This is a genomic window from Pedobacter sp. Leaf194 (assembly GCF_001423945.1).
Lineage (GTDB): Bacteria > Bacteroidota > Bacteroidia > Sphingobacteriales > Sphingobacteriaceae > Pedobacter.
Genome location: NZ_LMPU01000010.1, coordinates 22849 through 47851 on the forward strand (window position 1 = coordinate 22849; position 25003 = coordinate 47851).

Sequence of the window (25003 nt, forward strand, 5' to 3'; positions counted from 1 at the left end):
CAAATGTGTGTGTAAACACAAAATTTTAAAGAAATCAAGATTAACTTAAATAAACACGGTCCTCTTCGCCGTCCACATCCATAACAACATCAACATGTTCTTTTAAAATCGTGGCCAGCTCAAGTCCGACGAAATCGGTGGCAATCGGGAAAATTTTGTGGCTCCTGTCTACCAGCACAACTGTGCGGATTTTTTTATGTGGCGTATTCAAAAAAACACCCAAGCCATAAGCGAGCGTTTTACCGCTGTTCAAAACGTCATCAACCAGTATAATAACTTTATTTTTCCACTGAGTTTCATTTAAATCGGTGGTGGCAACCAGTTTACTGCTTTGCTTTTCTAAATCGATACGGAGCAACGTAAGCTTAAAATCCGAGATCTTCTTCAACACCTTTTCCAAACGAATAGCGAGTTTGTAGCCTCTATCCCAAATTCCGGCAAGTACAATTTCCTTTTCATTAAGGTTATCTTCCAAAATCTGATAAGCTATACGATCAATTTTTTGCTGTATTTGTTTTTTATTGAGAATTAACAGTTGCGTCGCGGCCATTTTTAAAAAGGTTTGAATACAAAAAGAACGATTTTAAGCCTTAAATTCAAACTATTTCAAAATTAATTTTGGATTAGCTGCAACGTTTTGGCCGGTTCTGCGTCTAATATTTAACCGAATAACAAAATCAAAATTCAATCATCCCTTCAAAACACAAAATCTAAATAAACTTCCAATGAAAAATTTCCTAAAAACAACTGCTACAATATTTCTTCTTGCTACCTCCAGTTTAGTTGCAAATGCGCAACAATCTAAAAATGTAGCGGTAAAAAACTTTAGCAACATCACGGTAAGCAGTGGCATCGATTTGTATTTAACCCAGGGAAACAACGAAAGTTTAACGCTAAAAGCGACTTCAGATTTACTGGAAAATGTGGTTGTAGAGCAGAAAGGCAGCAACCTGGTAATTAAAATGAAAGAAGGCGTGCATTGGGGTTCTATGTTTAAAAATCAGAGTATTAAAGCATATGTAAATTTTAAAACGCTGGCGGCACTTACTGCTTCAGGCGGCAGCGATGTTTTCTCGCAGGGACAAGTGAAAACAGGCAAATTTGCACTGCGTTCATCGGGTGGTTCGGACGTTAAACTAAACCTGATTTGTACCGATATCGAGTTGCAAACCAGCGGTGGCAGCGATGTTACCTTGACCGGCAAAGCAGAAAATATGATTTTACAAACCAGCGGCGGCAGCGATGTTGATGCTTATGATTTCGTGGTTGATTATGCTAAAGTTAGCGCATCAGGCGGCTCAGACGCAAATATACATGTAACAAAAGGCTTAGAAGCGGGTGCTTCTGGCGGAAGCGATGTACACTATAAAGGCAACGCATCATTAAAGAAAACGTCATCATCTAAAAGTGGTGATGTTACAAAAGTAAATTAGTTAGTTTTAGGTTTAATTAATTTTACTATCGCTCGCTTTGCGGATGCAAAGCAGCGATTTTTTATATAAAAAACATCAAAAGGGAGCAAATTAACATCCATAACCTGCTTAGAAATAAGCTTCTTCAACTTTTAGCCTTTTTTGTAAGGATAGTAAATAAAGTTTGCCCCTTCAGGAACGACGACAAAAACACACATAAAATTCTCAGGTTTCTTGTAAACTTTCAGAAACTGTTCTTTCTTCTCTTTATTTATAATTCCCTTTTCTACAAATTCTTCCAGCGTGGAGGCCTGTATGGTCCAGTCGGTATTTAGTTCTTCTTTGTTTAAGATAATTTCACCCAGTTTTACTTCGTGCTGGTGTGCAACAAAAATAGGGTAAGCAGAAATCCCCTCTACCATAATTTCTATTGAAACCTCTTTTATCGCATCTGCATAAAACTCCAGGTCCTTTTCCAGACTTATCAACGGACTTTCCTGTTTTTTTTGTGGTGCTCCGCTATCTTCCGGCGTTGCGCCCAATAATTCTTCTCTATCCATTTTTAACTGTTGAATCTTGAATGACTGATTGATTGAATGGGACTAAATGAATAAACTATTTGCCAAAAACCACTCCACAAATCACTCAATTAAATCCTTTAAATTTTAATAAAACTACATTTTCTACATGTTGCGTATGCGGAAACATGTCTACAGGTTTTATCCGGGCAACATCATATTTCTCTTTAAGCAACTCTAAATCCCTTGCCTGCGTTGCAGCATTGCAGCTTACATAAACAATTTTTTCAGCTTCCATTTCCAGCAAACGTTGTACCACATCCGCATGCATTCCTGCCCTTGGCGGGTCGGTAATTACAACATCTGGCTTTCCATGTTCTTTAACAAAATCGGCAGTTAAAATATCTTTCATATCACCCGCATAAAAAATAGTATTGCCGATGCCGTTCAGCTCAGAATTAAATTTTGCATCTTCAATTGCCGTCGGAACATACTCTACACCCACAACCTGCCGAACATCTTTTGCAATGAAATTTGCGATGGTTCCGGCCCCGGTATATAAATCGTAAACCAATTCGTTGCCAGCGAAACCCGCAAATTCTTTCGTTATTTTATAAAGCTCAAAGGCTTGTTCTGAGTTAGTTTGATAAAAAGATTTTACACCGATTTTAAAACGGATGCCATCCATTTCCTCAAAAATATGATCGCGACCAGCGAAAACATTGACTTCCTGATCAAAAATAGTATCGTTCTTTTTCTGGTTTACGATGTAAAGTAAGGAGGTAATCTGCGGAAACTCCACCTTAAGAAAAGTCATCATCGAATCAATTTGGCGCTGCTCCGGATAAGCGAAAATAACCGCTACCATGATTTCACCAGTACTGGAAGTTCTGATGATAAGGTTACGCAAAACGCCTTCGTGGTTTCTCAAATCATAAAATGAAACCTCATTTTCCAAAGCATACTTACGAACAGCATTTCTAATCTGGTTTGATGGATCATCCTGCAAATAACAATGCTCAATATCCAATATTTTGTCAAAACGTAATGGAACATGGAAACCAAGGGCATTCATATCGAAATTATCTTCACGTTCCATGTCGGTTTTTTCCAACCACCGTTTGTTAGAAAAAGTAAATTCCAGCTTGTTGCGGTAATACCTGTTTTTCACTGAACCCAAAATCGGCTCGGCAATAGAGGTGTCTATCTTGCCAAGACGTTGTAATGCTGCTTCAACATTCTTCTGCTTAAATTTTAACTGAGATTGGTAGCCCATGTGCTGCCATTTGCAACCGCCGCATGTACCAAAATGTTGGCAGAAAGGATCGGTGCGTAATGTCGATTTTTCATGCAACTGTTCAATTACGGCCTCCGCAAAATTCTTTTTCTTTTTTGTTAACCGAACATCAACAACATCGCCGGGCACCGCTTTGTCTATAAAAACAACCAACTCATCAGCTTTGCCTACACCTTTTCCTTCTTCCGCAATATCGATTACATGCACATTCGGAATTATAGTTACCGCACCAGGTTTTCTTCTACTCATTATGCCGCAAAGATAGAAAAAAGAGGTTAAAGGTTGAAGGCAGAAAGCCGGAAGATAAAAAGAACTATTAAAAATTTAAGCAATAGTATTGGCCCCGAACGTAAAACTGTTCGTTGAGAAATGTTTGGTTGGTGAAAATTATTTTCCAAAAAACTTAAAAGCTGCGCCCCAAAAACCATCGGCCCAGTTAAATTTTAGGTCGAACTTTTCATCTACCTGTACGGAAAAGTCCAATATTTCTTTGCTCATGATAAAAAACTTATGTATTTAAGCAATAATACAAAATTTAGACCAAAAACCGAAACGGTTCAAATTAATTTTATGTTAATTCCTGATGTATAAATTAGCAGTCGCTCAAATTACCTTTTGATTAATTTTGAAATCATTTATTAGACAAGTCAACCGGTAGAAGCACGAAATTAAGCTGGATTTTGTTAAATATTTAGTTTTCAAATTGTTATTGATTAAACCAAATTAAATAGGTAACTTAATATAACAATTCAAAAAAAGGAGGTTCATCATGAACGTTATCCGTAAAATTGAACACTGGGGAGATGTTCATCAATCAAAATGGCTCGATTTTCTTCGCATCCTGTTAGGCCTGGTAATTTTTGGCAAAGGTGTTTCTTTCATTAGCGATACCTCGGCATTACAAAATCTAATTGTCGAAAACAATGTATTTGGGTTTTCTGGGGTGCTTATTAGTGTTGCCATTCATGTTGTTGCTTTTGCGCATTTAGTTGGTGGCATTTTGTTAACGCTCGGCTTGGTAACAAGGTTTGCAGCGGTAATTCAAATCCCGATATTGTTATGCGCCGTGTTATTTGTAAACCTGACGCGAGGCTTTTCAATGCCAAATTCAGAGTTATGGCTCTCGGTTTTGGTGTTGTTTTTACTTGTTTTGTTTTGGGTAACCGGCTCTGGTCCGTTATCCGTTGATGAAGGATTAAAAAATAGAAAAGGTAAGCGTTATGATTGAAGTAAAACGCAACATTGAAGCGTATTCTTAGTATCTTTCAGCCTTTATAACTGATTAATGAAAACTAAGATTTTTACAGGCCTGCTTTTAGTGGGATTTTCGAGTTACGCCCAAAATACAACGGAACAATATTTCAAGCTTACAAGAGCCGGTTTTAAAGAGAACAATGCCTATGAAACTACGGCTTTTGTGGAAAAGTTTTTTAGAGTTCCGGGCAATACGGGCTTTAATGCCAGTATTCGTAACGTTGAAGGTATTCTGAAAAAAGCCGGTTTTGTGGAGCAAAAGCAAAATGAATTTGAAGCGCCACTAACCTATCGCATCGAAAAGCGGGCGATGAAAAACAAAACCTGGGAACCCATCAACGCTAGTATAGAAATTCTCGGAACAGCTCAGCCGCTAATTTCATTCAAAACAAATCGCAACATGATTCCGATAAACTGCGTGTCTACCCCTGCTGAGGGCGTTACCGCAGATGTGGTATTTATCGATAAAATTGTGCCAGCCGAGATGGAAAAACTGGATCTGAAAGGCAAAATACTGTTTTCAGAGAGTAACCCTTCGAGGTTATTGCCTACCGCAGTTAAGGCTGGTGCCATTGGCGTTCTTGGCTACTCGATGCCAAAATATACGCAACCAGAAGTACATCAAACTTCTATTCAATTTGGAAGCATGCGGGCCAATAGTGAGGTTTGGACGTTGCTTTTGTCTTATTCGGCGAAAGAAAAACTTAAAGCGGAGTGTAAAAAAGGTACAACAAAGCTAAAGGTAAATATCGAGACCAAAATCTACCAGTCGGAAGAATTAACGGTTGTTGCAAACGTAAAAGGAAGCGAAAAAGCAGACGAGCGGTTTGTTTTCAGTGCGCACGTGCAGGAACCGGGCGCAAACGACAACGCAAGCGGCGTTGGTACTCTGGCAGAAATGGCAAGGCTAACGGCCGAGCTTTATCAGGCAAAAAAGATAATCCCAAAACGTACTCTCACATTTTTATGGGGCGATGAAATTGTATCGACCAGAAGATACATAACCGAAGATACAGCACGTGCAAAAGGTATTTTGTGGGGAATGAGTTTAGATATGGTTGGTGAGGACACTAAAAAAACAGGCGGGTCATTTCTGATTGAAAAAATGCCCGACCCTTCTGCTATCTGGACCCGTGGCACGGATAAACATACCGAATGGGGCGCCGGAGACGTGAAAGAAAAAGACCTTTTTCCGCATTACTTCAACGATTTTATTTTCGATATCTGTAAATCCCAGGGTAAGTTTGCCAACTGGACGGTAAATTATAATCCTTTCGAAGGTGGAAGCGACCACACGCCATTTCTTCAGGCTAAAATTCCCGGTTTATTGATGTGGCACTTTACCGATGTATTTTACCACACAGATAACGATAGGATAGATAAAGTTTCTCCAACGGAAATGAAAAATGTGGGCATCAGTGCTTTAACAGCTGCGTATTCATTAATCTCTGCCGATGAAAATATGGCAAGTAAAACCGTTACACAAGTTAAATTGGATGCTTTAACAAGATTAAAAACGGAGTTTGAATTGAGTAAAAAAGCAATTGCAGCAGGAAAGCCTGTTGCTGATGAACAGCACATTATTGAAACCTGGAGTAAATGGTATATTGATGCTTTAGCTACAATAAATAAAATGCCGGTGAAGGCCGAAACAACCAGAATTGGTTCATCAATAAAAGTGGCCACGCTCGAATTGGAAAAACAAACAAAAGCGTACGTGGAGGCGTTGAAATAGCTTTATATATTTCATATGCCGAAAGTAGTAGTAATTGGGGCCGGAATTGCAGGCATCGCATCTGCCATAAGAATGGCCGTTAGAGGATTTGACGTACAGGTTTTTGAAGCGAATGATTATCCCGGCGGAAAACTATCGCAAATTGAAATGAACGGTTTTCGATTTGACGGCGGTCCAAGCTTATTTACAATGCCACAATATGTTGATGAACTTTTTAAGTTGGCGGGAAAAGAACCCAAGGATTATTTTGAATACGAAAAACTTGATGAGATTTGCAGGTACTTTTATGAGGACGGCCTCCGGCTAACGGCCTCTTCTGATGTGGAAATTTTTGCGAACGAAGTGGGCGAAAAAACGAATTCTTCTGCAGCAGAAATTAAAAGATTTTTAAAAAAGAGTGCAACAATTTATGATGTAACCCACAAAGTTTTCCTCGAACGAACCTTGCACAAATTGAAAAGTTATCTGCATCTAGATACCCTCAAATCTGTATTTCGATTTGGCAAAATTGATGCTTTTCGTTCTCAGCATGCGGCAAACGAAAGTTTTTTTAAAGATAACCGTATTTCACAACTGTTTGACAGGTATGCAACATATAATGGTTCAAATCCATTTCAGGCGCCGGCTACACTCAACGTCATTCCCCATTTCGAATACCATTTCGGAGCTTTTCTTCCCAAACATGGCATGTATGGAATTGTAAAATCTTTGGTTAAACTGGCAACAGATTTGGGCGTTAAATTCCACTACAATAAACCTGTTGAAGCAATTGTTTCCGAGCAGAAAAAAATAACAGGTGTAAAGGTTAATGGAAAGTTGGTAGAAGCGAGTGTCGTCATCTCCAATTTAGATGTTTGGTTTACTTACAAAAACCTGTTGAAAAATTTCAAGGCACCTAAAAAGCTTTTAAACCAGGAGCGGAGCAGTTCAGCATTGATTTTTTATTGGGGAATGAAAAATATCTATCCCGACTTAGGCTTACACAATATTATCTTTGCGGAAAATTACGAGGCAGAATTTAATGCAATCTGGAAAGAAAAGTCGATATATGACGACCCGACAATTTACATCAACATTACTTCAAAACACATTGCAAATGATGCACCTGCAGGTAATGAAAACTGGTTTGTAATGATTAATGTGCCTGCAAATAACGGACAAAACTGGGACGAACTTATTGATTTAGCCAGGCAAAACATACTTAAAAAACTCAACAGAATTTTAAAAACAGATATATCGGCTAATATCGCCTGCGAACAAATTTTAGACCCCAGGACGATAGAAAGCAGAACAGGCTCTTATCAGGGTTCGCTATACGGAAACAGTTCCAACAATCAATTCGCTGCATTTTTACGGCACTCCAATTTCAGTCCGGAAATAAAAAACCTGTATTTTTGCGGCGGTAGCGTGCATCCGGGAGGTGGCATCCCATTAGCTTTATTATCTGCAAAAATCATCGATCAAGATCTCATTGATATTTAGCTTATTTATTAGCTGCCCGGCCTTCAGCATTTCGTATCGCTTCCTCCAATCGCTCAGCGTCTAAATCGAAGGCGTTGATAACAATTTTTGATCTTCTATAAAAGGCGTTTCTTTCTTCGAGTTTTAGTTTGATGAACTCAAGGAGCTGTTCATCGTTTAAATCCTTTATCAATGGCCTTTTTTGGCGGTTATGCAATCTCGAAACCAGTTGTGATGGCTCCATTTCGAGATAAACGGTTTCACCATGCGCATTCATCCAGTCCATATTGTCGAAAAAGCATGGCAAACCACCGCCAGTTGCAACCACGCAGGTTTCGGGGTAGTTATATGTTTTAAGCATTTCACTTTCATACGCCCTGAAACCATTTTCGCCATAAGCTTCAAAAAATTCTGCAATTGTTTTACCCGATTTATTTACAATTTCTGCATCTAAATCTATCACGGGGCAAACTAGCCGATGTGCAAGTTGCTTGGCTTTGGTGCTTTTTCCGCAGCCCATATATCCAACGAGAAAAATTTTCATTCTTATACTTTTTTTCTATTAAGCGATTCGATTTCTATAAAGTTGTTAATGTTTGCAAAAATTAGTGTGTAGCTATTAAAATTAACCGTTTAACTATGGTATTATGATTCTGAGCGAACAGTTATGAGTGATACGTAGATCACTAATTTTTCTATAATTCTACGCGAGTTTCACCCTTGGGTCAATGTAGGCATAAAGAATATCGACCAAGATATTTATCACCACAAACACAAAGGCAATAAACAAAATAGAACCCATAACTACCGGAAAGTCAGACATTTCCAGCGCAGTAACCGTTGTTCTGCCCAAGCCATTGTATCCAAAAATGTATTCAACAAAAAAGGAACCTGCCAATAATGATGCAAACCATCCAGAAATAGCAGTTATCACCGGGTTCATCGCATTTTTTAAGGCGTGCTTATAGATGATTGCATTTTTACCCAAACCTTTTGCCCTGGCCGTGCGGATATAGTCTTGCGCCAGAACATCGAGCATGGCGCTTCTGGTTAGCTGCACAATAATGGCTAAAGGCCTTAGTCCTAAAGTTATCATTGGAAGCCACAAATTGCGAAGCGTTAAAACTTCACCTTTAAAAGGGTCATAACTGTATAAACTTCCACTCATTCTTAAGCCGGTATAATTGCTTAATACAAAACCAAATAACCATGCGATGATAATACCGGCAAAAAAAGATGGTGCTGAGATACCCAGAATAGCGAAAGCATTTGCCGATTTATCGACCCAGGAATCTTTGTAAACGGCAGAAAGCACACCCAGAAAAACACCAATAATCGTGGCGAAAATCATGGCAGTTAGCGCCAGCACAAAAGTGTTCGGAACAGTTTCAGAGAGTATCGCAGTAACATCTCTTTTGGTTTGATAAGAACTTCGGAGGTAAGGCCACTTTATAACTAAAGCCTTTTCGTTGAAACCAAGCAGCTTTACGAAACGATATTTTTTTTGTGCAGTGCTGTCATTATCAAGGATGGAAATCGGGGATAAATCATTCACATATAGAATGAACTGCACTGGTTTGGACTTATCTAAGCCAAATTCCTTTCTTACAGCTTCTAACGATTGAACATCGGCTCGCTGACCCATCGTCATCCTCGCAGGATCGCCAGGCAGAATATTAAATAACACAAACACAACAAATACAACCCCCGCCATAACCAGCAAGCCATAAAGAAGTTTTTTTATGATATAGGCTAACATTTATTTGCTGAAATATTTAGTGCTTAACTGCTCGAATGTAGGCACATTATGAAAATGCCACTTGTTAATTACGACACCGTTTTTTAAAAGCAGCACCCCCGGATTTGCTCGCACCATACTTTTTAGTGGAACGGCATCCGCATAAAACACCTCGGAAAAAAGATTGGTCTTTTTAATAAACTTCTCCGCATCAACAGCAGAATTTGAAGTAAGCAGCACCGTACGTATATTAAATTGCTGCGTTGCATTCATTGCCAAAGCATTTAGGTCGCCAATTGCCTTGAGATTAGCATCATTTAGACTGTAGGCAACAAAAACCAAACTGTAATAAGGATTTTCGATAAGTTCCTTTGTATAATCTGTTCCTGAAGCATCGGTTATGATAAGATCTTTAATTTTAGGTTCGTAACCTTTTTTAACAAGCGTTTTGGAAGGTTCACCAATAATTTCCCAGTTATTGTCTTTCCAAATTTCGGTTTTAAGGTATTCCTTATCGCTCATGTCTTTTTCAGCTTTTGTAGCCTTATTTTTCAAATGATACATGATTTGATATTCATCGGGTTGTTCTCCGGGAGGAATTACCATAAGCGACGGAATATGGGCCCCTACCTTATATGGCAGAAAATCTACCACAGGTAAAAAATTGTAGGTGTACAAACCGAATAAAAGTGAAATTAGGATAACCGCTATCGATACATTTCGCTGCGTTATAAAACTTTTAAATGCCGGCCGGATTAAAGCCTTGTTTAGAAAAATGTAGACTATAAGCACCAGGAGCACTAAATCTTTACTAAACGACTGCCATGGCGTTAGCGGAATTGCATCGCCAAAACAACCACAACTGGTTACCACTTTAAAAAATGCAGAAACGAACGTAAGTATTGTAAAAAACACGATGAGCAAAAGCAAGCCCCAGCTTACCTTTCTGCCCCAGAAACCGAGCAAAAGTAAGGCACCAAGAACCACCTCTAACGTGCAAAGAAAAATAGCGATTCCGGTAGCAATCGGACTTAAAAAGTCGATGTGAAAAACTTCAAAGTACTCCTGAAGTTTGTAGCCAAAACCCAAAGGATCATTTGCTTTTATCAATCCGGAAAAGATGAATAAAATGCCTACAAATATTCTCGAAAAGGTTAGTGCTGTGTTCTTCATCTATTTTACGCCAAGTTTTATCAATGCAAAAACCGAATAATTTAACATGTCCTGGTAGTTTGCGCTCACACCTTCAGATGCAAGTGTTTGTCCATCATTATCTTCAATTTGCTTAACACGGAAAATCTTCATTAATATCAAATCTGTTAACGAGCTTATGCGCATATCTCGCCATGCCTCGCCATAATCGTGGTTTTTCGCAAACATTAAATCTTTCGTTTCACTTACCTTGGCATCGAAAACGGATTGCACCACATCAAAAGGCAGTTCAATCGGGTCGTTTTCTGTAAGCTCCAGCTGCATCATTGCAATTACGCAATAATTGATAATCCCAATATATTCTGAGGTGATTCCCTCACCCACCATACTCACTTTCTTTTCTTCCAAAGTGCGGATTCGTTGGGCCTTTATAAAAATTTGATCGGTAATCGAACTCGGCCTCAAAATGCGCCATGCAGTACCATAATCTTTCGTTTTTTTTAGGAATAAGGATCTGCAAACTGCAATCACATCATCAAATTCGGTAGCGGTATTTGTTTGTGCCAAGGCCAATAATTATTTAGTTTTAATGTATTTTTGTTTAGAAAAAACAAAAGCTAAAGATACATTTTTAATGCGAAACCCAAATCCCGAAAGGGCTTAATATGGTAGAAAAAAACTTTTTTGAAGCAAAACAAAGCCTGAATATTAAAGGAAAAATCTTTGACTTAAGTACGCCAAAAGTGATGGGGGTTCTAAACATTACGCCAGATTCATTTTACATCAACAGCCGCACCAAATCTATCGACGAGGTGCTAAAAAAAACAGAAGAATTTTTAAATGAAGGCGCTTCCTTTGTAGATATAGGCGGCTATTCTTCCAGACCGGGTGCTACAAATATCTCTGAGGATGAAGAGCTTGGCCGATTAATTCCAGTTATCGAAGCTCTGCATAAAAACCTGCCGGAAGCACTAATTTCAATAGATACTTTTAGAGCAAAAGTGGCGGAAGAAACCATTATGGCCGGTGCGCATATGATTAACGATATTGCAGCAGGCGAGCTCGACGAGAATATGTTCGAGACGGTAGCCAGGCTGCAGGTTCCTTACATTTTTATGCACATGCTTGGAACCCCACAAACAATGCAGCAAAACCCAGGTTACAAAAATGTTCTGTTCGATATTATGGATTATCTCGCCAAAAAAATCAGTATTTTAAAAGGCTTGAAAGTTCATGATTTAATTATCGACCCAGGCTTTGGCTTTGGTAAAACAACCGATCATAACTACGAACTTTTGAGCCAGCTGCAGGAATTTCAAATCTTCAATCTCCCGGTTCTGGCCGGTTTTTCGAGAAAGGGAATGGTTTACAAAGTTTTAGGGAATACCGCTGCCGAAGCGCTAAATGGAACGACAGTACTCAACACAATTGCCCTGCAAAAAGGTGCTAAAATTTTAAGGGTTCACGATGTTAAAGAGGCAGTTGAATGTGTAAAACTGATTGAACGGTTAGACTTGCCGGGTTAATTGTATAACGTTTTTTAGCTCGTTACATGCTACGCTTAGTTGACGATTACTAGTGACTTACTTCACGAATCGGATAATTAATTTGAACACTGAATAGCTGCAGAGTTAAACAATTCAACAATTTTTCAATTCGAACAATAAACCAAATCAAACAAAAAAAACTATCTTGTCGCTGATGAAAGGATTAGATTTCGACTTCGTAAAATTCACCGTAACAGATGTGGTAGATATTGTGCTGGTTGCGCTTTTGATTTATTACGTTTACACCCTGATCCGCAATACCTTAGCCGTAAACCTATTGGTTGGTATGCTCATTATAGCAGTGTTTTACAAAGTTGTAGACGTTCTGCATATGAAGTTGCTTACAACAATCATAGAAAAATTTATGAGTGTTGGTATCATTGCACTTATCGTGATTTTTCACCCTGAAATCAGGCGATTTCTTTTACTGATTGGAAAAAATGCATTTCTTCAAAAAAATAAAGCCTGGTGGGGCTATTTATTCGGTCGAAAGGAAATTGAACGCAATAACCTAACGCGGATTAAGCCAATAATTGACGCCTGTAAAACGATGAAGAAAACCAGAACAGGCGCCTTAATCGTTTTTGTAAAATTTTATGATGAACAGTTTTTTGCAAACAGCTGTGAGGTTGTTGATGCCAAAATATCTAAACGATTACTTGAAAGCATATTTCAGAAAAACAGTCCGCTGCACGATGGCGCTGTGGTAATATCAGAAAATAAAATAAAAAGTGCCAGCTGTATTTTACCGCTCACCGATAACGACCAGTTGCCATCTCAATTTGGCTTAAGGCATAGAGCCGGTATAGGTGTTTCGGAAACAACCGATGCAGTTGCGGTAATTATTTCGGAAGAAACAGGAGAAATATCTTACGCAAAACAAGGAAGAGTTAGAATGAATGTGTCTTTCGGAGAACTTGAAAAGTTACTTAACAAAGATTTCTAGTATTAAGAAAATCAAAGCTCTTTACAAACTTGAACATAAAAAAAGCAAGGATTATTTAAATTAATCCTTGCTTTTTTAGCTTCTGCTTAATTAGCAATATTGTTCAAAAGCACCAATTAAATTATCGGCAATCATTTGGGCAGGGCGGCCTTCAATTTGATGGCGCTCAATCATATGAACCAATTTACCATCTTTAAATAAAGCCATTGCTGGTGATGATGGCGGGAAAGGCATCATGTAATTTCTAGCCTGATCAACAGCTTCTTTCTCCATTCCGGCGAAAACTGTTACCAATTTATCAGGATGTTTTTCGTGTGCTGCTGCAGCTCTCGCTGCCGGGCGTGCATTTGCTGCCGCGCAACCACAAACGGAGTTAACAACAACCAAAACAGTTCCTTCGCCTTTAATGGCCTGGTCTACCTCTTCAGCATTTTTTAATTCTTCAAAACCTACGTTAGTTAATTCCTTACGCATTGGCTCTACTAAATATTCTGGATACATTATCGTGAGTTTTTTATTTACAATATCAGACTACAAAAATAAGAAAATCGAACAGCATGAGCCGTTCGATTTATATTTTTAAGGTAAAATTAAGTTTAGAAAAATGTTTACTTAAGACCTTTTTCTCTTAACAACTCTTTCATAAGCTCTGGATCGCGTAGCGCTGCCCATCCAAAGGCTATAATCATTGCAACAAGGGCAACAATGTAAAGCGCACTCAAAATTACACCGATAATGCCACAAACTTTACCAGCCTTGGTATTTTTTAAAGATGATAAAGAGTAAGCGCCGGGATTTAAATTATACTGTTTTATATCTTTTCCCGCTAAAACCCAGGCCACGATTCCGAATACCAAACCTAATCCATAACAGCAGCAGGCTGGAATGGATAAAATGCCCAAAATTAATGCAACAGTAGCATTTGGCAAATTCTGTTGTCCCATGCCATTTCCAAACTGGCCAAATGGTGGCTGCTGCTGAAATGGCGGAGGCGTTACCGGCGGCGTCTGTACGGGTTCGGCAGGCGGAATGTTGCTCTTTATTGGTTCTAATGGATTTTGTTGAGGATTTTCTTGTTCTTCAGACATAAAAGGACGTTTTTAGTTTATAAGTTGATGGTTGTATATTTTGTAAATGTAGTTGATTAAGATAATTACCGCAATACCCGTAAACACCAATTTAATAAGTTGGGCACCAAACTTAAAATCAACTTTAAGGTGTATAAAGGTAAAAATCAATAATGCAAGAAGCGGAATTGTTGCGGGATAGAATTTGAAAGATTCGACCAGATTTCCTTTTAGCAGGGCTAAAACGGAACGCTGCAAACCGCAACCCGGACAGTCGAAACCGAACTGCGCTTTGAAAGGGCAACTTAGCAAATGGCCACTTAACCAATCAAATATATCAGATTTCTGTTGCGTCAGCATCTTCTATGTAATCGATTTGAGTGTCTTTCCATACTTTATATTTCTCTAAATCCTTCAAAACTTGTTTGTAAACCAGATTGAGCACAAAAATATCATCAATAAATCCCAAAACCGGAACAAAATCAGGCACTACATCAATTGGCGATAGAAAATAAATCAACCCGCCTAAAATGGCAATAATTGAGCGTTTCGGAATTTCGGTATAATCGCCGTTTACATAATCTTTGGCAATAGCGAAAAGCAACACCATTTTTGCCCAAACGCCCTCGAGTTCGCCTTTGTTCGAAACAGCTTTACCCAACGCTTCTTTAATCGTATTGCTGGCTTTAGCTTTATCATTAAGTATAGCTGATGCTTTGCTTTCTGACTTTTTAAAGAAATCCAATATCTTTTTCCTGTTAAACTTCATGCTTTAAGTGATTATGAACCAACGTAAAAATTTAATTTAAGTATTTATGCTTTGGATTTCAGCATTTCTAAAATATCATCGAGGTATTTTCGCTCGTTCGCTAAACGCGGCACTTTATGTTGCCCCCCCAGTTTATTTTTCGTTTTTAACCAATCGTAAAAAGTATTGGCCGGTACATTATGAACTTTCGGGCGGCACAAAGCCATATCTTTAAAACGTTTTGCATCGTAATCAGAATTTATTTCCCTCAGTGTATTGTCCATCACATCAACAAACTTCTCAAAATTATCAGGCTGTTTGTCAAACTCAATAATCCATTCGTGCCCACCTGCTTTTTCGCCTTTAAAATAAATCGGACCAGCAGTATAATCTTTAATCCCCGCACCGGTTTCCGTACATGCTTTGGTTAGCGCCTGCTCAGCATTATCTATAATTACTTCCTCACCAAAAGCATTTATAAAATGTTTCGTTCGCCCGGTTATTTTAATACGGTAAGGCAGCAAAGAGGTAAATTGAACGGTATCCCCAATCATGTACCGCCATAAGCCGCCATTGGTTGAGATAACGATTGCATAGTTTTTATTGATTTCAACCTCGCCCAACAAGAGCGCCTTCGGATTTTCTTCACCAATGTTTTCCATCGGAACAAACTCATAAAAAATGCCATAGTCTAGCATTAATAACATCTCATCGGAGTTATCCTGATCCTGAATTCCAAAAAAACCTTCCGATGCGTTGTATGTTTCCAGATAGTACATATCGGCAGAGGGGATGAGTTGTTTAAATTGTTCACGATAAGGCGTAAAATTTACCGCCCCATGAACGTAAAGTTCCAGGTTTGGCCAAACCTCGAGTAGATTCTTTTTCCCGGTTAATTCCAAAACCTTTTTAGCCAATACAATTGTCCAGGTTGGCACGCCGGAAATGCTGGTTACATTTTCATGAATAGTCGCCTCCGCCATTTTATCCATCTTGATCTCATAATTGTCCATCAGGGCGATAGACATATCCGGAGTTCTGTAATATTCTGCCCAAATCGGAAGGTTTTTAATCAGTACGGCTGATAAGTCGCCATAAAAACAATCCTCGTTTAATTGATTTACCTGATGACTTCCGCCTAAAACCAATCCTTTACCAGTAAACATTTGGTTATCAGGCCGGTTGTTACAATAAATGGATAACATATCCTTACCACCTTTAAAGTGGCATTCTTCCAGAGATTCTTCTGAAACGGGAATAAATTTACTTCTATCACTCGTTGTGCCTGATGATTTTGCGAACCACTTGATATCTGACGGCCACAAAATATTTTGCTCGCCATTTAGCATGCGCTCAATATATGGCTTCAACGTATCGTAATTTTGAATTGGAACCCGCTCCTGGTACTGTTGGGTGGTTAAAATACTCTTATAATCGTATTTCCTTCCCCATTCTGTATTTTCTGCACTATCTATCAGGCTATGAAACCACTCCTCCTGAACATCATAAGGATACTTCATAAAAAGCTCAATCTGATGGATTCGCTTCTTCATCAACCAGGTAAAAATTGAATTTACGATTGCCATAATACCGATTTAAACTTCAAAGGTTTTACGTTTTAACACAAAGTTTGCACCAAGATATACCTTGCGCACCATTTCATTCTCAGCTAAAACCTCAGGAACACCCTGTTCAAGAATTTTTCCTTCGAAAAGAAGGTAGGCTCTGTCGGTAATGGAAAGCGTTTCCTGAACGTTATGGTCGGTTATTAAAATGCCGATATTCTTGTGTTTCAATTTAGCAACGATACTTTGAATTTCCTCTACGGCAATTGGGTCAACTCCGGCAAAAGGTTCATCAAGAAGTATAAAATTAGGGTTTGCCGCCAGGGCACGGGCAATTTCTGTACGCCGGCGTTCGCCTCCAGAAAGTAAATCGCCGCGGTTTTTACGAACTTTATGCAAGCTAAACTCGTTAATCAATTCCTCGAGTTTCTCTTTCTGCTCTTCCTTACTCATCTTGCTCATTTCCAAAATAGCAAGAATGTTCTCCTCTACAGTCAGTTTTCTAAAAACCGATGCCTCCTGCGCAAGATAGCCTATACCTTTTTGCGCCCTGCGATACATGGCATCTTCGGTAATATCCTGATCTTCCAAAAAGATCTTTCCTTCATTTGGCTTTATCAAACCAACAATCATATAAAAAGAAGTGGTTTTACCAGCACCATTCGGCCCAAGTAAACCCACAATTTCTCCCTGACTTACGTTGAAAGACACATCATTAACAACGGTACGCTGTTTATATTTTTTAACCAGATTTTCGGCTCTTAATATCATTCGTATTTACGATTTTTAATTTACGATTTACGATTACTGCAAATCTAAATCTGTATTTTCACACCATGCCTTTTTAATTCATTTCAGAAACTTTTCTAAAGAATCTGAAGCGTGTTGGGCACAGCGGGCTGTTTAACTAATTTTTATTCCTTTAATATTTAGTTGCAAACGCTTCTTATCTCTCCACACATTTTCTTCTATTGTATAACAAACAGAAAATGGAACTTTTGGTTGCAGGAGATTTTGAAATTCTGCTAACCCGAAACCAATGGCTTCAAAAATAGACGAATTTTGTTGCTTTATATTTATTTTTAAATGATTTGCGCCAACAGCCATTGCCTGCTGGGCCAGGTAAACCTTGTGCGTAACAAATATTGGCGCCATATTTTCCGGACCAAAAGGGCCCATTTGCGCCAATACCCGATAAAACTTCCCATCTATTTGAGCAAGCTCTATTTCGGCATCTATCTTGATCATCGGCGTTAAAAGTTCGTCGGTAATTGTTGCTGAAACAATTTCCTCAAATTTATCGGCAAAGGCATTTACATTGCCTTGCTGCATGGTTAAACCGGCAGCAAATTTATGTCCGCCAAACTGATCTAACAGATGTGAACAACCACTTAACGCCTCGTACAAATCGAAACCGGCCACCGAACGGCAAGAACCTGCAACATGGCCATTTGATTTGGTTAAAACAATTGTTGGACGATAATATTTTTCTGTTAAACGGGAAGCTACAATTCCAATAACACCTTTATGCCAATTCTCATTAAAAACAACGGTTGTTTTTTTGTTAATTAAAATTTCGCTATCGCCAATTAACGCCAAAGCTTCTCTTGTAATGTCCTGGTCGAAAGTTTTCCGCTCGGTATTTTTTAAATTAATAAGCTCGCTTTGTTCCAGCGAATTCCCATCAACCTGGCAAAGTAACATGGCAACCGCGTGTTTGGCGTGGTCTATCCTTCCGGCGGCATTTATCCGGGGCCCTAATGTAAACACAACGTCGGTTATAGTGTAGTTTTCCGTTTTGCCTGAAACCTCCATTAAAGCACGTAAACCTTCACAAGGATTTGTATTCAGCTTTCGAATACCATAATAAGCCAGTATTCTGTTTTCGCCAACAACCGGAACAATATCTGCAGCAATACTCACCATTACCAAATCAAGGTATTGCAAATATGATTCTTTTGGAAGATGATGTTTTTGCGCATAAGCCTGCGCCAGCTTAAAACCAATTCCACAACCTGCCAATTCTTTAAAAGGGTATTCGCAATCGGCCCGTTTTGGGTCTAATACTGCAATCGCTTTTGGCAGTTCATCGCCTGGTAAGTGGTGGTCGCAAATTATAAAATCGATGCCAAGCGTATTTGCGTAGTCTATTTTATCAAGCGATTTTATCCCGCAATCCAGTGCAATAATTAGCGAAAAACCATTTTCATTTGCGTAATCAATACCTGCGGTAGAAATGCCGTAGCCTTCCAAATATCTGTCAGGAATGTAGTATTCTATATTTTGCGTAAGCTGAGAAAAGAAACTATAAGCTAAAGCAACCGAAGTGGTGCCATCAACATCGTAATCGCCATAAATGAGAATCTTTTCGTGTGTATTAAGTGCCTGCTCAATCCTTGCAATGGCCACATCCATATCTTTCATAAGAAAAGAATTGTGAAGGTGATCTAAATCCGGCCTGAAAAAATCTTTGGCAGATTCGTAATCGCAAATGTTTCTTTGAACTAAAATCCGAGCAAGCGAGCTATCTATATTAAGTTGTTCCGTTATTTTCTTTACCGTGTCATCATTGCAATTTGATGTCAGCACCCATCTTTTTTCCATTATATTTGTTTCCGAACAGTAAATATACTTTTTTAATTTAAATCTCTACATTTTGCAAGTTCATACCTTATTCGAAGGCACCTATTCTGTTGATGCGTCGAAGAAATTCGTTCCTTTCGACACGGCCATACATAATTTTAAAGACAGGCCGGGCTCATTGTTTATCAATGTTCAACCTTTTTTAGTTGAACTGAAGAACGATTTGATTCTGTTTGATACAGGTTTGGGTTTTAGCGATGACCATGGCGAACTTGTTTTACATAAAAACATCCGCAATGCCGGTTTCGACCCGGCTGATGTAACCAAAGTTCTAATGTCGCACTTACATTATGATCATTCTGGCGGTATGATTCATAAACTTGGCGATAAAACTGAACTTAGTTTTCCGGATGCGGAATATGTGATTAATCGTGGCGAATGGGAAACTGCCTTCAGCAGCACTTCATCTTCCTACCATGCCGATATCTTTGCATTTCTTCAGAGAAATGCGCAACTCCACTTTGTAGAAGGCAACGGTAATTTGGATGAAACAATTGCCTTTGAATTTACTGGCGCTCATTGCCCCAATCACCAGGTTTTTTTGTTAACAGAGGGAAAACAGAAAGTTTTTTTTGGTGGCGATGTGTTACCAGAACCCGAAGAACTGGTGAAAAATTTTATTGCTAAATATGATTTCGACGGGCGCAAGGCCATGGAGTTACGTAAAGAATTTGGTAAACGTGCCGCCGATGAAAACTGGGAATGTTTATTCTACCATGGAAAAAGTGCCGCAACGGGTTTTGTAGATGCGGTTGAAGGCGGATTTAGGATAAGATAATTTTGAGGTTGAAGGTAGAAAGGCGAAAGGTTTAGGGGGAAAGACTAAAGCTCAAAGACCAAAGCCTATAGGCTAAAGCGAAAGGACTTAAGCTGGTAAAACCGATTGGCTATGGATTTCATTACCGCCTAGCTTTAGCTGACGGAAAATAAATAAGGCGAGCAAGGCTTTAGCCAAACCTGCAATTTGCAAGCTGCGTTTCTTGCAGTTCTGTAGTTTCTAAACCCGACAGCAGCGAAAATACTTTTGATTAAACCTATAAGGTTTTAAAAACCTTTTAGGTTTGAAAAAGATTGCAGCGAATGGCGGGAACAAACACTAATAGTTTCACTGAAGTTGCTTTCCAAAAATCTTTAGAAAAGTCTGTAAAACAAAAAAAAGTCCCGGCAAAATTGCCAGGACTTTCCTAAATTCCGAGACAGGATTAATTATTTTTTAGCTACCAATTTAACAGCTAATTCGAAATTATCGTCAATTGCTTTGTCGCCAATGCTATCGAAGAAAGATTTAGAACCGTAACGGATGTCATATTTAGTTCTATCTACAGTAATTTTACCTGCTAAAGCAGAAACAGTACCATCAGCATTTACAGCTACAGTTGCAGGGAAACTTAATGGCTTAGAAATTCCTTTAATTGTTAAATTACCTGTTACTGTTACCGCAGCGCCAGAACCGGCAACTTTAGTAATTACGAAAGTTGAAGTCGGGAATTTAGCAACACCAAAAAAATCGTCTGCTTTTAAGTGACCTTCTAATTTAGCACTACCGTCTGCATCTTTAATTGAATTCATATCAATAGTAAAAGTACCACCTGTTACTTTTTTGCCATCAACATTTAGCGTACCTGATTGTAAAGCGATTGTTCCGTTATGAGAACCTGTTACTTTTTTGCCAACCCATGTAATGGTCGATTTTGCTGCATCTACAGTGTAAGCAACTGGTTTAATAGTTGTAAAAGCTGATAATGATACAACTGCAACTAATAAAAAGATTGAAGAGATTTTTAATTTCATTTTCTGGTTTTTAAATTATGGTACAAAGATATAATTAAGGTCGACCCTTGTTATTGACCTATGTTAAGTTTTTCAAAAATAGTCGGATTTATTTAAAATCAGTCTATTGACTTAAATTAGTTGTTGAGGTTTAATATAAAGCCTATTTATATTATTTAGAAAAGCAAATGCAGAACTATGGTGAATGTTAGCCGGGCTTTACGTTAAATCTTTTTTGTAACATGCATCTCGAGGTTGTAAGAACCTGTGAAACAAAAAAGTATATCACTTCAATCCCGTTTAAATCCCGTTACAGCTTTGGTGCTATTTAAGGCTGCAAAACGTAAAATGTTTTCATAATAATATTGTTTGTTTAAATTTATATCATGAACCACAACGCAAAATCCATCCGACCGTTTATCGGCGCTAAAAATTTTGAAACTTCAAGAAGCTTCTACCGTGATTTAGGTTTCGAAGAAGTAACCTTGGGCGACAGCATGTCGGTTTTCAAAAGTGGAGAAATGGCCTTTTACCTGCAAAATGCCTATGTGAAAGATTGGATAGATAATACAATGATTTTTATGGAAGTTGATGATGTTGATCGTTTTTACAATGAACTTTTAGCACTCGGTTTACCAGCCAGATACGAAAATGTGAAGCTTAGTGCAATAAAAACCGAAACCTGGGGTAAAGAATGTTTTCTGCATGACCCATCAGGAATTTTGTGGCATTTTGGCGAATTTAGTTAAATCACAGTAGGTTACCCGATATGTATCCTATGGAAAAACCATGGAACAGCTGCTAACTTCAATTACGAATAATTCTTTGAGTCGGTTAAGGCTATCTTTATACCCCACATTTACAAAAGTTGGGTAAATTACTTTGCTGACATGCGCCTGGCTGTTGTTTTTAAACACGACAAAAGCGGGCACGAAACACAATTTTCTTGTGTGAGTAAAGCGGATGGCGGGGCTGAAACCGGCCATTAAATACTGACAGTCATTTCCAAAAAAAAAATCTGCAAGCTTTATGAAAATGCTTTCACAAAACTTGCAGATAATTTTTTAAAGAGATTACAAATCACCTTTGAACGGTAGTTGTATTTACAATACCTAACCCAACGCTTATCGTAAATTGCTTCTAAGGAACAATTTCTTCCAGGTAACTTTCCACCGGCGGGCAAGCACATATTAATGAGCGGTCGCCATGGCTATCGTTTACGCGGCCAACTGATGGCCAGAATTTGCGTTCTAGCACATAAGGAAGCGGAAATGCAGCGGTTTGACGGCTGTACGCATGCTCCCACTCATTTGCTGTAATAACGGCAACAGTGTGAGGGGCATTTTTTAATGGATTATCGATCTTATCGAAAGTACCGTTTTCCACTTCGGTAATTTCATTTTTAATCGCGATTAAAGCCTCGCAAAAGCGATCTAATTCGTGCTTTGGCTCAGATTCTGTTGGCTCTACCATTAAGGTTCCTGCAACCGGAAACGAAACCGTTGGTGCGTGGAAACCATAATCCATTAAGCGTTTTGCTATGTCGGTAACTTCTATGCCGAAAGCTTTAAAAGAGCGGCAATCCAAAATCATTTCGTGTGCGCAACGACCCTGAGCACCTGAATATAAAACCGGATAGTGTTGCTCTAAACGAGCTTTCATGTAGTTTGCATTTAAAATGGCATATTTCGTGGCATTTGTTAAGCCTTCGGCACCCATCATTGCAATGTATGCATGAGAAATAATGAGAATAGACGCCGAGCCCCAAGGTGCTGATGAAACTGCAGAAATTGATTTTCCTTTCTCGATATCGACCACGGTATGACCGGGAAGATACGGAACCAGGTGTTTAGCAACACCGATTGGGCCCATACCCGGACCACCACCGCCGTGAGGAATACAGAAGGTTTTATGTAAATTTAAGTGGCAAACATCGGCACCAATATTAGCCGGACTTGTTAAGCCAACCTGGGCGTTCATGTTTGCCCCATCCATGTAAACCTGACCACCATTAGCGTGAATGGTTTCGCAAATTTCGATGATACTTTCTTCGAATACACCGTGGGTTGATGGATAAGTAACCATCAAACACGATAAATTGTCTTTATGAAGTTCAGCTTTTGCTTTTAAGTCTTCAACATCGATGTTACCGTTTTCCAAAGATTTTACAACAACGATTTTCATATCAGCCATTGCCGCCGATGCGGGGTTTGTACCGTGAGCAGATGCAGGAATTAACGCAACATTACGGTGGAAATCACCTCTATCCTGATGATAAGCACGAATAACCATTAAACCGGCATATTCGCCCTGTGCGCCTGCATTTGGCTGCAAGCTCATTGCCGCAAAACCTGTAATTTCGCTCAACCATTTATCCAGTTCGTTAAAAACCGAGTAATAACCTAACACCTGGTCGGCCGGAGCAAACGGGTGAACACGACCGAAGTGAGACCAGGTAACTGGGATCATTTCTGCCGTAGCGTTTAACTTCATGGTACAGCTACCCAAAGCAATCATCGAATGGCAAAGCGATAAATCTTTTGCCTCTAACGATTTTATGTAACGCAACATTTCATGTTCTGAATGGTGCGAATTAAAAATTGGATGTTCCAGATAAGCCGACTTACGCTGTAACTCTGCCGGAATAACCGTTTCTACATTTTCTATTACTTCAAGTTGGTCTGCGGCGACAGCTTTAACTTTTGCGAAAATTTTAGCTATTAAAGTAATATCTTCAAAAGTTGTGGTTTCATCAACTGAAATTGTAGCCACATTGCCTACATAATTTAAATTGATTTCGTTATCAACACAACCTGAATGGATACCGCCTTTTAAATCGCCTAAGTCAAAACGAATGGTATCGAAGTAAGCTGAATTTAATTGTTCGTAACCCAGGCTCTTTAAGGTTGAAGCCAGGCTGATGGCCAAACCATGTGTGCGCTCTGCAATAGCTTTCAGGCCTTTCGGACCATGATAAGCGGCGTAGAAACCAGCCATAATTGCCAATAACGCCTGTGCTGTACAGATGTTGGAAGTGGCTTTATCTCTACGGATGTGTTGCTCACGGGTTTGCAATGCCATACGCAAGGCGTAATCTCCGTGGCTATCTATGGTAACACCTATAATACGCCCTGGAATGGAGCGCTTGTATTCATCTTTTGTTGCAAAAAATGCTGCATGTGGCCCACCAAAGCCCATCGGTATTCCGAAACGCTGCGTTGTACCTACAACAATGTCAGCGCCCCACTCGCCCGGAGGCGTTAGCAAGGTTAGGCTTAAAATATCTGCCGCAACGGTTAACTTAATTTTCTGAGTGTGTAAGTCTGAGGCAAAGTTTCTGTAATCGAAAACTTCTCCGTTGCCTGCAGGGTATTGAACGATTGCCCCAAAGAAATCTTCTGTAGCCAGAAAATCTAGATGACTGCCAATAACCAGTTCTATGCCATAAGGATTCGCACGGGTTTTTAAAATGTCTATTGTTTGAGGAAAAACCAGTTCAGACACGAAATATTTCTTCGCCGATTGGTTTTTACGAGTGCTGTATTGCATAAACATTGCTTCTGCCGCCGCAGTACCTTCATCTAAAAGCGAAGCGTTGGCAATTTCCATTCCGGTTAAATCAATAACCATGGTTTGAAAATTTAACAGGGCCTGTAAACGGCCTTGCGCAATTTCTGCCTGATATGGCGTGTATTGAGTATACCATCCCGGGTTCTCGAACACATTACGTAAAATTACGCCAGGCGTAATGGTATCATAATAACCCTGACCGATAAAGCTTTTAAAAACTTTATTTAACAATGAAGTTTGTTTCAAAGCACCAAGATATTCAGTTTCTGATTTCGCTGCCGGCAAATTTAAAGGTTGCTTTAATCTAATAGCTGTTGGAACAGTTTGTTCAATTAGCTCATCAATAGAATTTACGCCAACAGTTTGCAACATTTCGGCTGTATCTGCCTCATTTGGTGCAATATGACGATTTTGAAAATCTTCCTTGTAATGGATATTTAAGCTCATGCGGTTATGAATAATAAATTTGCTGCAAAGGTAGCAAAAACGATGCTGTATTTCGCTATCAGGCAGTGTAAAAAAGGTGTCTTATTTAGTGCAAATAGCTATAAAGCAGGCACACTTTATTAACAACGATGAT

Annotated in this window: 25 protein-coding genes; 8 read left to right on the forward strand and 17 right to left on the reverse strand. The window is 39.0% G+C overall.

Translation table 11 applies throughout. The features are described from left to right. Positions 1-40 precede the first annotated feature (40 nt). Positions 41-550 (reverse strand): phosphoribosyltransferase family protein, encoded by a 510-nt coding sequence (locus ASG14_RS14635; RefSeq protein WP_056871827.1) that lies wholly within the window; start codon positions 548-550, stop codon positions 41-43. Positions 551-725: 175 nt separating this feature from the next. On the opposite strand from ASG14_RS14635, the gene ASG14_RS14640 reads away from it, so the two are divergent. Next, positions 726-1433 carry a head GIN domain-containing protein gene (locus tag ASG14_RS14640; RefSeq protein WP_056871828.1) on the forward strand — a complete coding sequence of 236 codons (708 nt, stop codon included), beginning with the start codon at positions 726-728 and terminating at the stop codon, positions 1431-1433. Between the two features lie 131 nt (positions 1434-1564). Here ASG14_RS14640 and ASG14_RS14645 read toward each other — a convergent pair whose 3' ends face one another. From ASG14_RS14645 to ASG14_RS14655, 3 genes are all read right to left on the reverse strand, one after another. After that, a complete protein-coding gene (locus tag ASG14_RS14645; RefSeq protein WP_056871829.1) occupies positions 1565-1972 on the reverse strand; it encodes a hypothetical protein in 408 nt (135 codons plus the stop codon). Between the two features lie 85 nt (positions 1973-2057). Then, positions 2058-3476, reverse strand: a complete 1419-nt coding sequence (gene rlmD, locus ASG14_RS14650) for a 23S rRNA (uracil(1939)-C(5))-methyltransferase RlmD (protein ID WP_056871830.1) — start codon at positions 3474-3476, stop codon at positions 2058-2060. A 138-nt stretch (positions 3477-3614) separates the two neighbouring features. Continuing rightward, a complete protein-coding gene (locus tag ASG14_RS14655; RefSeq protein WP_056871831.1) occupies positions 3615-3725 on the reverse strand; it encodes a hypothetical protein in 111 nt (36 codons plus the stop codon). Between the two features lie 271 nt (positions 3726-3996). Between ASG14_RS14655 and ASG14_RS14660 the strand changes: the two genes are divergently transcribed. Genes ASG14_RS14660 through crtD form a run of 3 tightly spaced genes read left to right on the forward strand, consistent with a single transcriptional unit; the run spans position 3997 to position 7698 of the window. Next, a complete protein-coding gene (locus ASG14_RS14660) occupies positions 3997-4455 on the forward strand; it encodes a DoxX family protein (protein ID WP_056871832.1) in 459 nt (152 codons plus the stop codon). A gap of 57 nt (positions 4456-4512) precedes the next feature. Continuing rightward, positions 4513-6216, forward strand: a complete 1704-nt coding sequence (locus ASG14_RS14665) for a M28 family peptidase (protein WP_056871833.1) — start codon at positions 4513-4515, stop codon at positions 6214-6216. A 15-nt stretch (positions 6217-6231) separates the two neighbouring features. Beyond that, a complete protein-coding gene (crtD, locus tag ASG14_RS14670) occupies positions 6232-7698 on the forward strand; it encodes a 1-hydroxycarotenoid 3,4-desaturase CrtD (RefSeq protein ID WP_056871834.1) in 1467 nt (488 codons plus the stop codon). A gap of 1 nt (position 7699) precedes the next feature. On the opposite strand, the gene ASG14_RS14675 is transcribed toward crtD, so the two are convergent. The 4 genes from ASG14_RS14675 to ASG14_RS14690 all read right to left on the reverse strand — a co-directional run bounded on the left by ASG14_RS14675 (position 7700) and on the right by ASG14_RS14690 (position 11134). After that, a complete protein-coding gene (locus ASG14_RS14675; protein WP_056871835.1) occupies positions 7700-8221 on the reverse strand; it encodes a shikimate kinase in 522 nt (173 codons plus the stop codon). Positions 8222-8380: 159 nt separating this feature from the next. Continuing rightward, complete coding sequence (locus ASG14_RS14680; protein WP_056871836.1) at positions 8381-9436, reverse strand: ABC transporter permease; 1056 nt, start codon at positions 9434-9436, stop codon at positions 8381-8383. Continuing rightward, the gene (locus ASG14_RS14685) at positions 9437-10588 is read right to left on the reverse strand and encodes a BT_3928 family protein (protein ID WP_056871837.1); all 1152 of its coding nucleotides are present in this window, start codon (positions 10586-10588) and stop codon (positions 9437-9439) included. Continuing rightward, complete coding sequence (locus tag ASG14_RS14690; protein ID WP_056872072.1) at positions 10589-11134, reverse strand: DUF1599 domain-containing protein; 546 nt, start codon at positions 11132-11134, stop codon at positions 10589-10591. A gap of 98 nt (positions 11135-11232) precedes the next feature. Between ASG14_RS14690 and folP the strand changes: the two genes are divergently transcribed. Both folP and cdaA read left to right on the forward strand, forming a co-directional pair. Continuing rightward, on the forward strand, positions 11233-12093 hold the full coding sequence (folP, locus tag ASG14_RS14695) for a dihydropteroate synthase (RefSeq protein WP_056871838.1): 861 nt from the start codon (positions 11233-11235) through the stop codon (positions 12091-12093). 175 nt (positions 12094-12268) lie between these two features. Further along, positions 12269-13060 (forward strand): diadenylate cyclase CdaA, encoded by a 792-nt coding sequence (cdaA, locus tag ASG14_RS14700; RefSeq protein ID WP_056871839.1) that lies wholly within the window; start codon positions 12269-12271, stop codon positions 13058-13060. A gap of 90 nt (positions 13061-13150) precedes the next feature. Here the strand turns inward: cdaA and ASG14_RS14705 are convergent, their stop codons facing one another. From ASG14_RS14705 to recJ, 7 genes are all read right to left on the reverse strand, one after another. Continuing rightward, the gene (locus ASG14_RS14705) at positions 13151-13561 is read right to left on the reverse strand and encodes a BrxA/BrxB family bacilliredoxin (RefSeq protein ID WP_056871840.1); all 411 of its coding nucleotides are present in this window, start codon (positions 13559-13561) and stop codon (positions 13151-13153) included. A gap of 107 nt (positions 13562-13668) precedes the next feature. After that, positions 13669-14148 (reverse strand): CCC motif membrane protein, encoded by a 480-nt coding sequence (locus tag ASG14_RS20435; protein WP_200940354.1) that lies wholly within the window; start codon positions 14146-14148, stop codon positions 13669-13671. Positions 14149-14160: 12 nt separating this feature from the next. Beyond that, positions 14161-14487 carry a DUF2752 domain-containing protein gene (locus ASG14_RS14715; RefSeq protein ID WP_056871841.1) on the reverse strand — a complete coding sequence of 109 codons (327 nt, stop codon included), beginning with the start codon at positions 14485-14487 and terminating at the stop codon, positions 14161-14163. Continuing rightward, positions 14465-14896: a YkvA family protein gene (locus tag ASG14_RS14720; RefSeq protein WP_056871842.1), complete on the reverse strand. Its 432-nt coding sequence runs from the start codon at positions 14894-14896 to the stop codon at positions 14465-14467. The genes ASG14_RS14715 and ASG14_RS14720 overlap by 23 nt, the downstream gene beginning before the upstream one ends. 44 nt (positions 14897-14940) lie before the next feature. Next, positions 14941-16461 (reverse strand): GH3 auxin-responsive promoter family protein, encoded by a 1521-nt coding sequence (locus tag ASG14_RS14725; RefSeq protein WP_056871843.1) that lies wholly within the window; start codon positions 16459-16461, stop codon positions 14941-14943. A gap of 9 nt (positions 16462-16470) precedes the next feature. Then, positions 16471-17211, reverse strand: a complete 741-nt coding sequence (lptB, locus tag ASG14_RS14730; protein ID WP_056871844.1) for an LPS export ABC transporter ATP-binding protein — start codon at positions 17209-17211, stop codon at positions 16471-16473. A gap of 132 nt (positions 17212-17343) precedes the next feature. Next, positions 17344-19044, reverse strand: a complete 1701-nt coding sequence (gene recJ / locus ASG14_RS14735) for a single-stranded-DNA-specific exonuclease RecJ (protein WP_056871845.1) — start codon at positions 19042-19044, stop codon at positions 17344-17346. A 52-nt stretch (positions 19045-19096) separates the two neighbouring features. Between recJ and ASG14_RS14740 the strand changes: the two genes are divergently transcribed. Further along, a complete protein-coding gene (locus ASG14_RS14740) occupies positions 19097-19861 on the forward strand; it encodes an MBL fold metallo-hydrolase (RefSeq protein WP_200940355.1) in 765 nt (254 codons plus the stop codon). A 428-nt stretch (positions 19862-20289) separates the two neighbouring features. Here the strand turns inward: ASG14_RS14740 and ASG14_RS14745 are convergent, their stop codons facing one another. Beyond that, on the reverse strand, positions 20290-20874 hold the full coding sequence (locus tag ASG14_RS14745; RefSeq protein WP_056871847.1) for a YceI family protein: 585 nt from the start codon (positions 20872-20874) through the stop codon (positions 20290-20292). Positions 20875-21239: 365 nt separating this feature from the next. On the opposite strand from ASG14_RS14745, the gene ASG14_RS14750 reads away from it, so the two are divergent. Next, entirely contained in the window at positions 21240-21602 is a 363-nt protein-coding gene (locus ASG14_RS14750) for a VOC family protein (RefSeq protein WP_056871848.1), read from the forward strand. Positions 21603-21993: 391 nt separating this feature from the next. Here ASG14_RS14750 and gcvP read toward each other — a convergent pair whose 3' ends face one another. After that, on the reverse strand, positions 21994-24870 hold the full coding sequence (gene gcvP / locus ASG14_RS14760) for an aminomethyl-transferring glycine dehydrogenase (RefSeq protein ID WP_056871850.1): 2877 nt from the start codon (positions 24868-24870) through the stop codon (positions 21994-21996). Positions 24871-25003 lie beyond the last annotated feature (133 nt).

What these genes read in the sequence shown, in the direction of transcription:
- ASG14_RS14635 (WP_056871827.1), bottom strand. Translation starts at nt 550, where the DNA reads ATGGCCGCGACGCAACTGTTAATTCTCAATAAAAAACAAATACAGCAA.
- ASG14_RS14640 (WP_056871828.1), top strand. Translation starts at nt 726, where the DNA reads ATGAAAAATTTCCTAAAAACAACTGCTACAATATTTCTTCTTGCTACC.
- ASG14_RS14645 (WP_056871829.1), bottom strand. Translation starts at nt 1,972, where the DNA reads ATGGATAGAGAAGAATTATTGGGCGCAACGCCGGAAGATAGCGGAGCA.
- rlmD (WP_056871830.1), bottom strand. Translation starts at nt 3,476, where the DNA reads ATGAGTAGAAGAAAACCTGGTGCGGTAACTATAATTCCGAATGTGCAT.
- ASG14_RS14655 (WP_056871831.1), bottom strand. Translation starts at nt 3,725, where the DNA reads ATGAGCAAAGAAATATTGGACTTTTCCGTACAGGTAGATGAAAAGTTC.
- ASG14_RS14660 (WP_056871832.1), top strand. Translation starts at nt 3,997, where the DNA reads ATGAACGTTATCCGTAAAATTGAACACTGGGGAGATGTTCATCAATCA.
- ASG14_RS14665 (WP_056871833.1), top strand. Translation starts at nt 4,513, where the DNA reads ATGAAAACTAAGATTTTTACAGGCCTGCTTTTAGTGGGATTTTCGAGT.
- crtD (WP_056871834.1), top strand. Translation starts at nt 6,232, where the DNA reads ATGCCGAAAGTAGTAGTAATTGGGGCCGGAATTGCAGGCATCGCATCT.
- ASG14_RS14675 (WP_056871835.1), bottom strand. Translation starts at nt 8,221, where the DNA reads ATGAAAATTTTTCTCGTTGGATATATGGGCTGCGGAAAAAGCACCAAA.
- ASG14_RS14680 (WP_056871836.1), bottom strand. Translation starts at nt 9,436, where the DNA reads ATGTTAGCCTATATCATAAAAAAACTTCTTTATGGCTTGCTGGTTATG.
- ASG14_RS14685 (WP_056871837.1), bottom strand. Translation starts at nt 10,588, where the DNA reads ATGAAGAACACAGCACTAACCTTTTCGAGAATATTTGTAGGCATTTTA.
- folP (WP_056871838.1), top strand. Translation starts at nt 11,233, where the DNA reads ATGGTAGAAAAAAACTTTTTTGAAGCAAAACAAAGCCTGAATATTAAA.
- cdaA (WP_056871839.1), top strand. Translation starts at nt 12,269, where the DNA reads ATGAAAGGATTAGATTTCGACTTCGTAAAATTCACCGTAACAGATGTG.
- ASG14_RS14705 (WP_056871840.1), bottom strand. Translation starts at nt 13,561, where the DNA reads ATGTATCCAGAATATTTAGTAGAGCCAATGCGTAAGGAATTAACTAAC.
- ASG14_RS20435 (WP_200940354.1), bottom strand. Translation starts at nt 14,148, where the DNA reads ATGTCTGAAGAACAAGAAAATCCTCAACAAAATCCATTAGAACCAATA.
- ASG14_RS14715 (WP_056871841.1), bottom strand. Translation starts at nt 14,487, where the DNA reads ATGCTGACGCAACAGAAATCTGATATATTTGATTGGTTAAGTGGCCAT.
- ASG14_RS14720 (WP_056871842.1), bottom strand. Translation starts at nt 14,896, where the DNA reads ATGAAGTTTAACAGGAAAAAGATATTGGATTTCTTTAAAAAGTCAGAA.
- ASG14_RS14725 (WP_056871843.1), bottom strand. Translation starts at nt 16,461, where the DNA reads ATGGCAATCGTAAATTCAATTTTTACCTGGTTGATGAAGAAGCGAATC.
- lptB (WP_056871844.1), bottom strand. Translation starts at nt 17,211, where the DNA reads ATGATATTAAGAGCCGAAAATCTGGTTAAAAAATATAAACAGCGTACC.
- recJ (WP_056871845.1), bottom strand. Translation starts at nt 19,044, where the DNA reads ATGGAAAAAAGATGGGTGCTGACATCAAATTGCAATGATGACACGGTA.
- ASG14_RS14745 (WP_056871847.1), bottom strand. Translation starts at nt 20,874, where the DNA reads ATGAAATTAAAAATCTCTTCAATCTTTTTATTAGTTGCAGTTGTATCA.
- ASG14_RS14750 (WP_056871848.1), top strand. Translation starts at nt 21,240, where the DNA reads ATGAACCACAACGCAAAATCCATCCGACCGTTTATCGGCGCTAAAAAT.
- gcvP (WP_056871850.1), bottom strand. Translation starts at nt 24,870, where the DNA reads ATGAGCTTAAATATCCATTACAAGGAAGATTTTCAAAATCGTCATATT.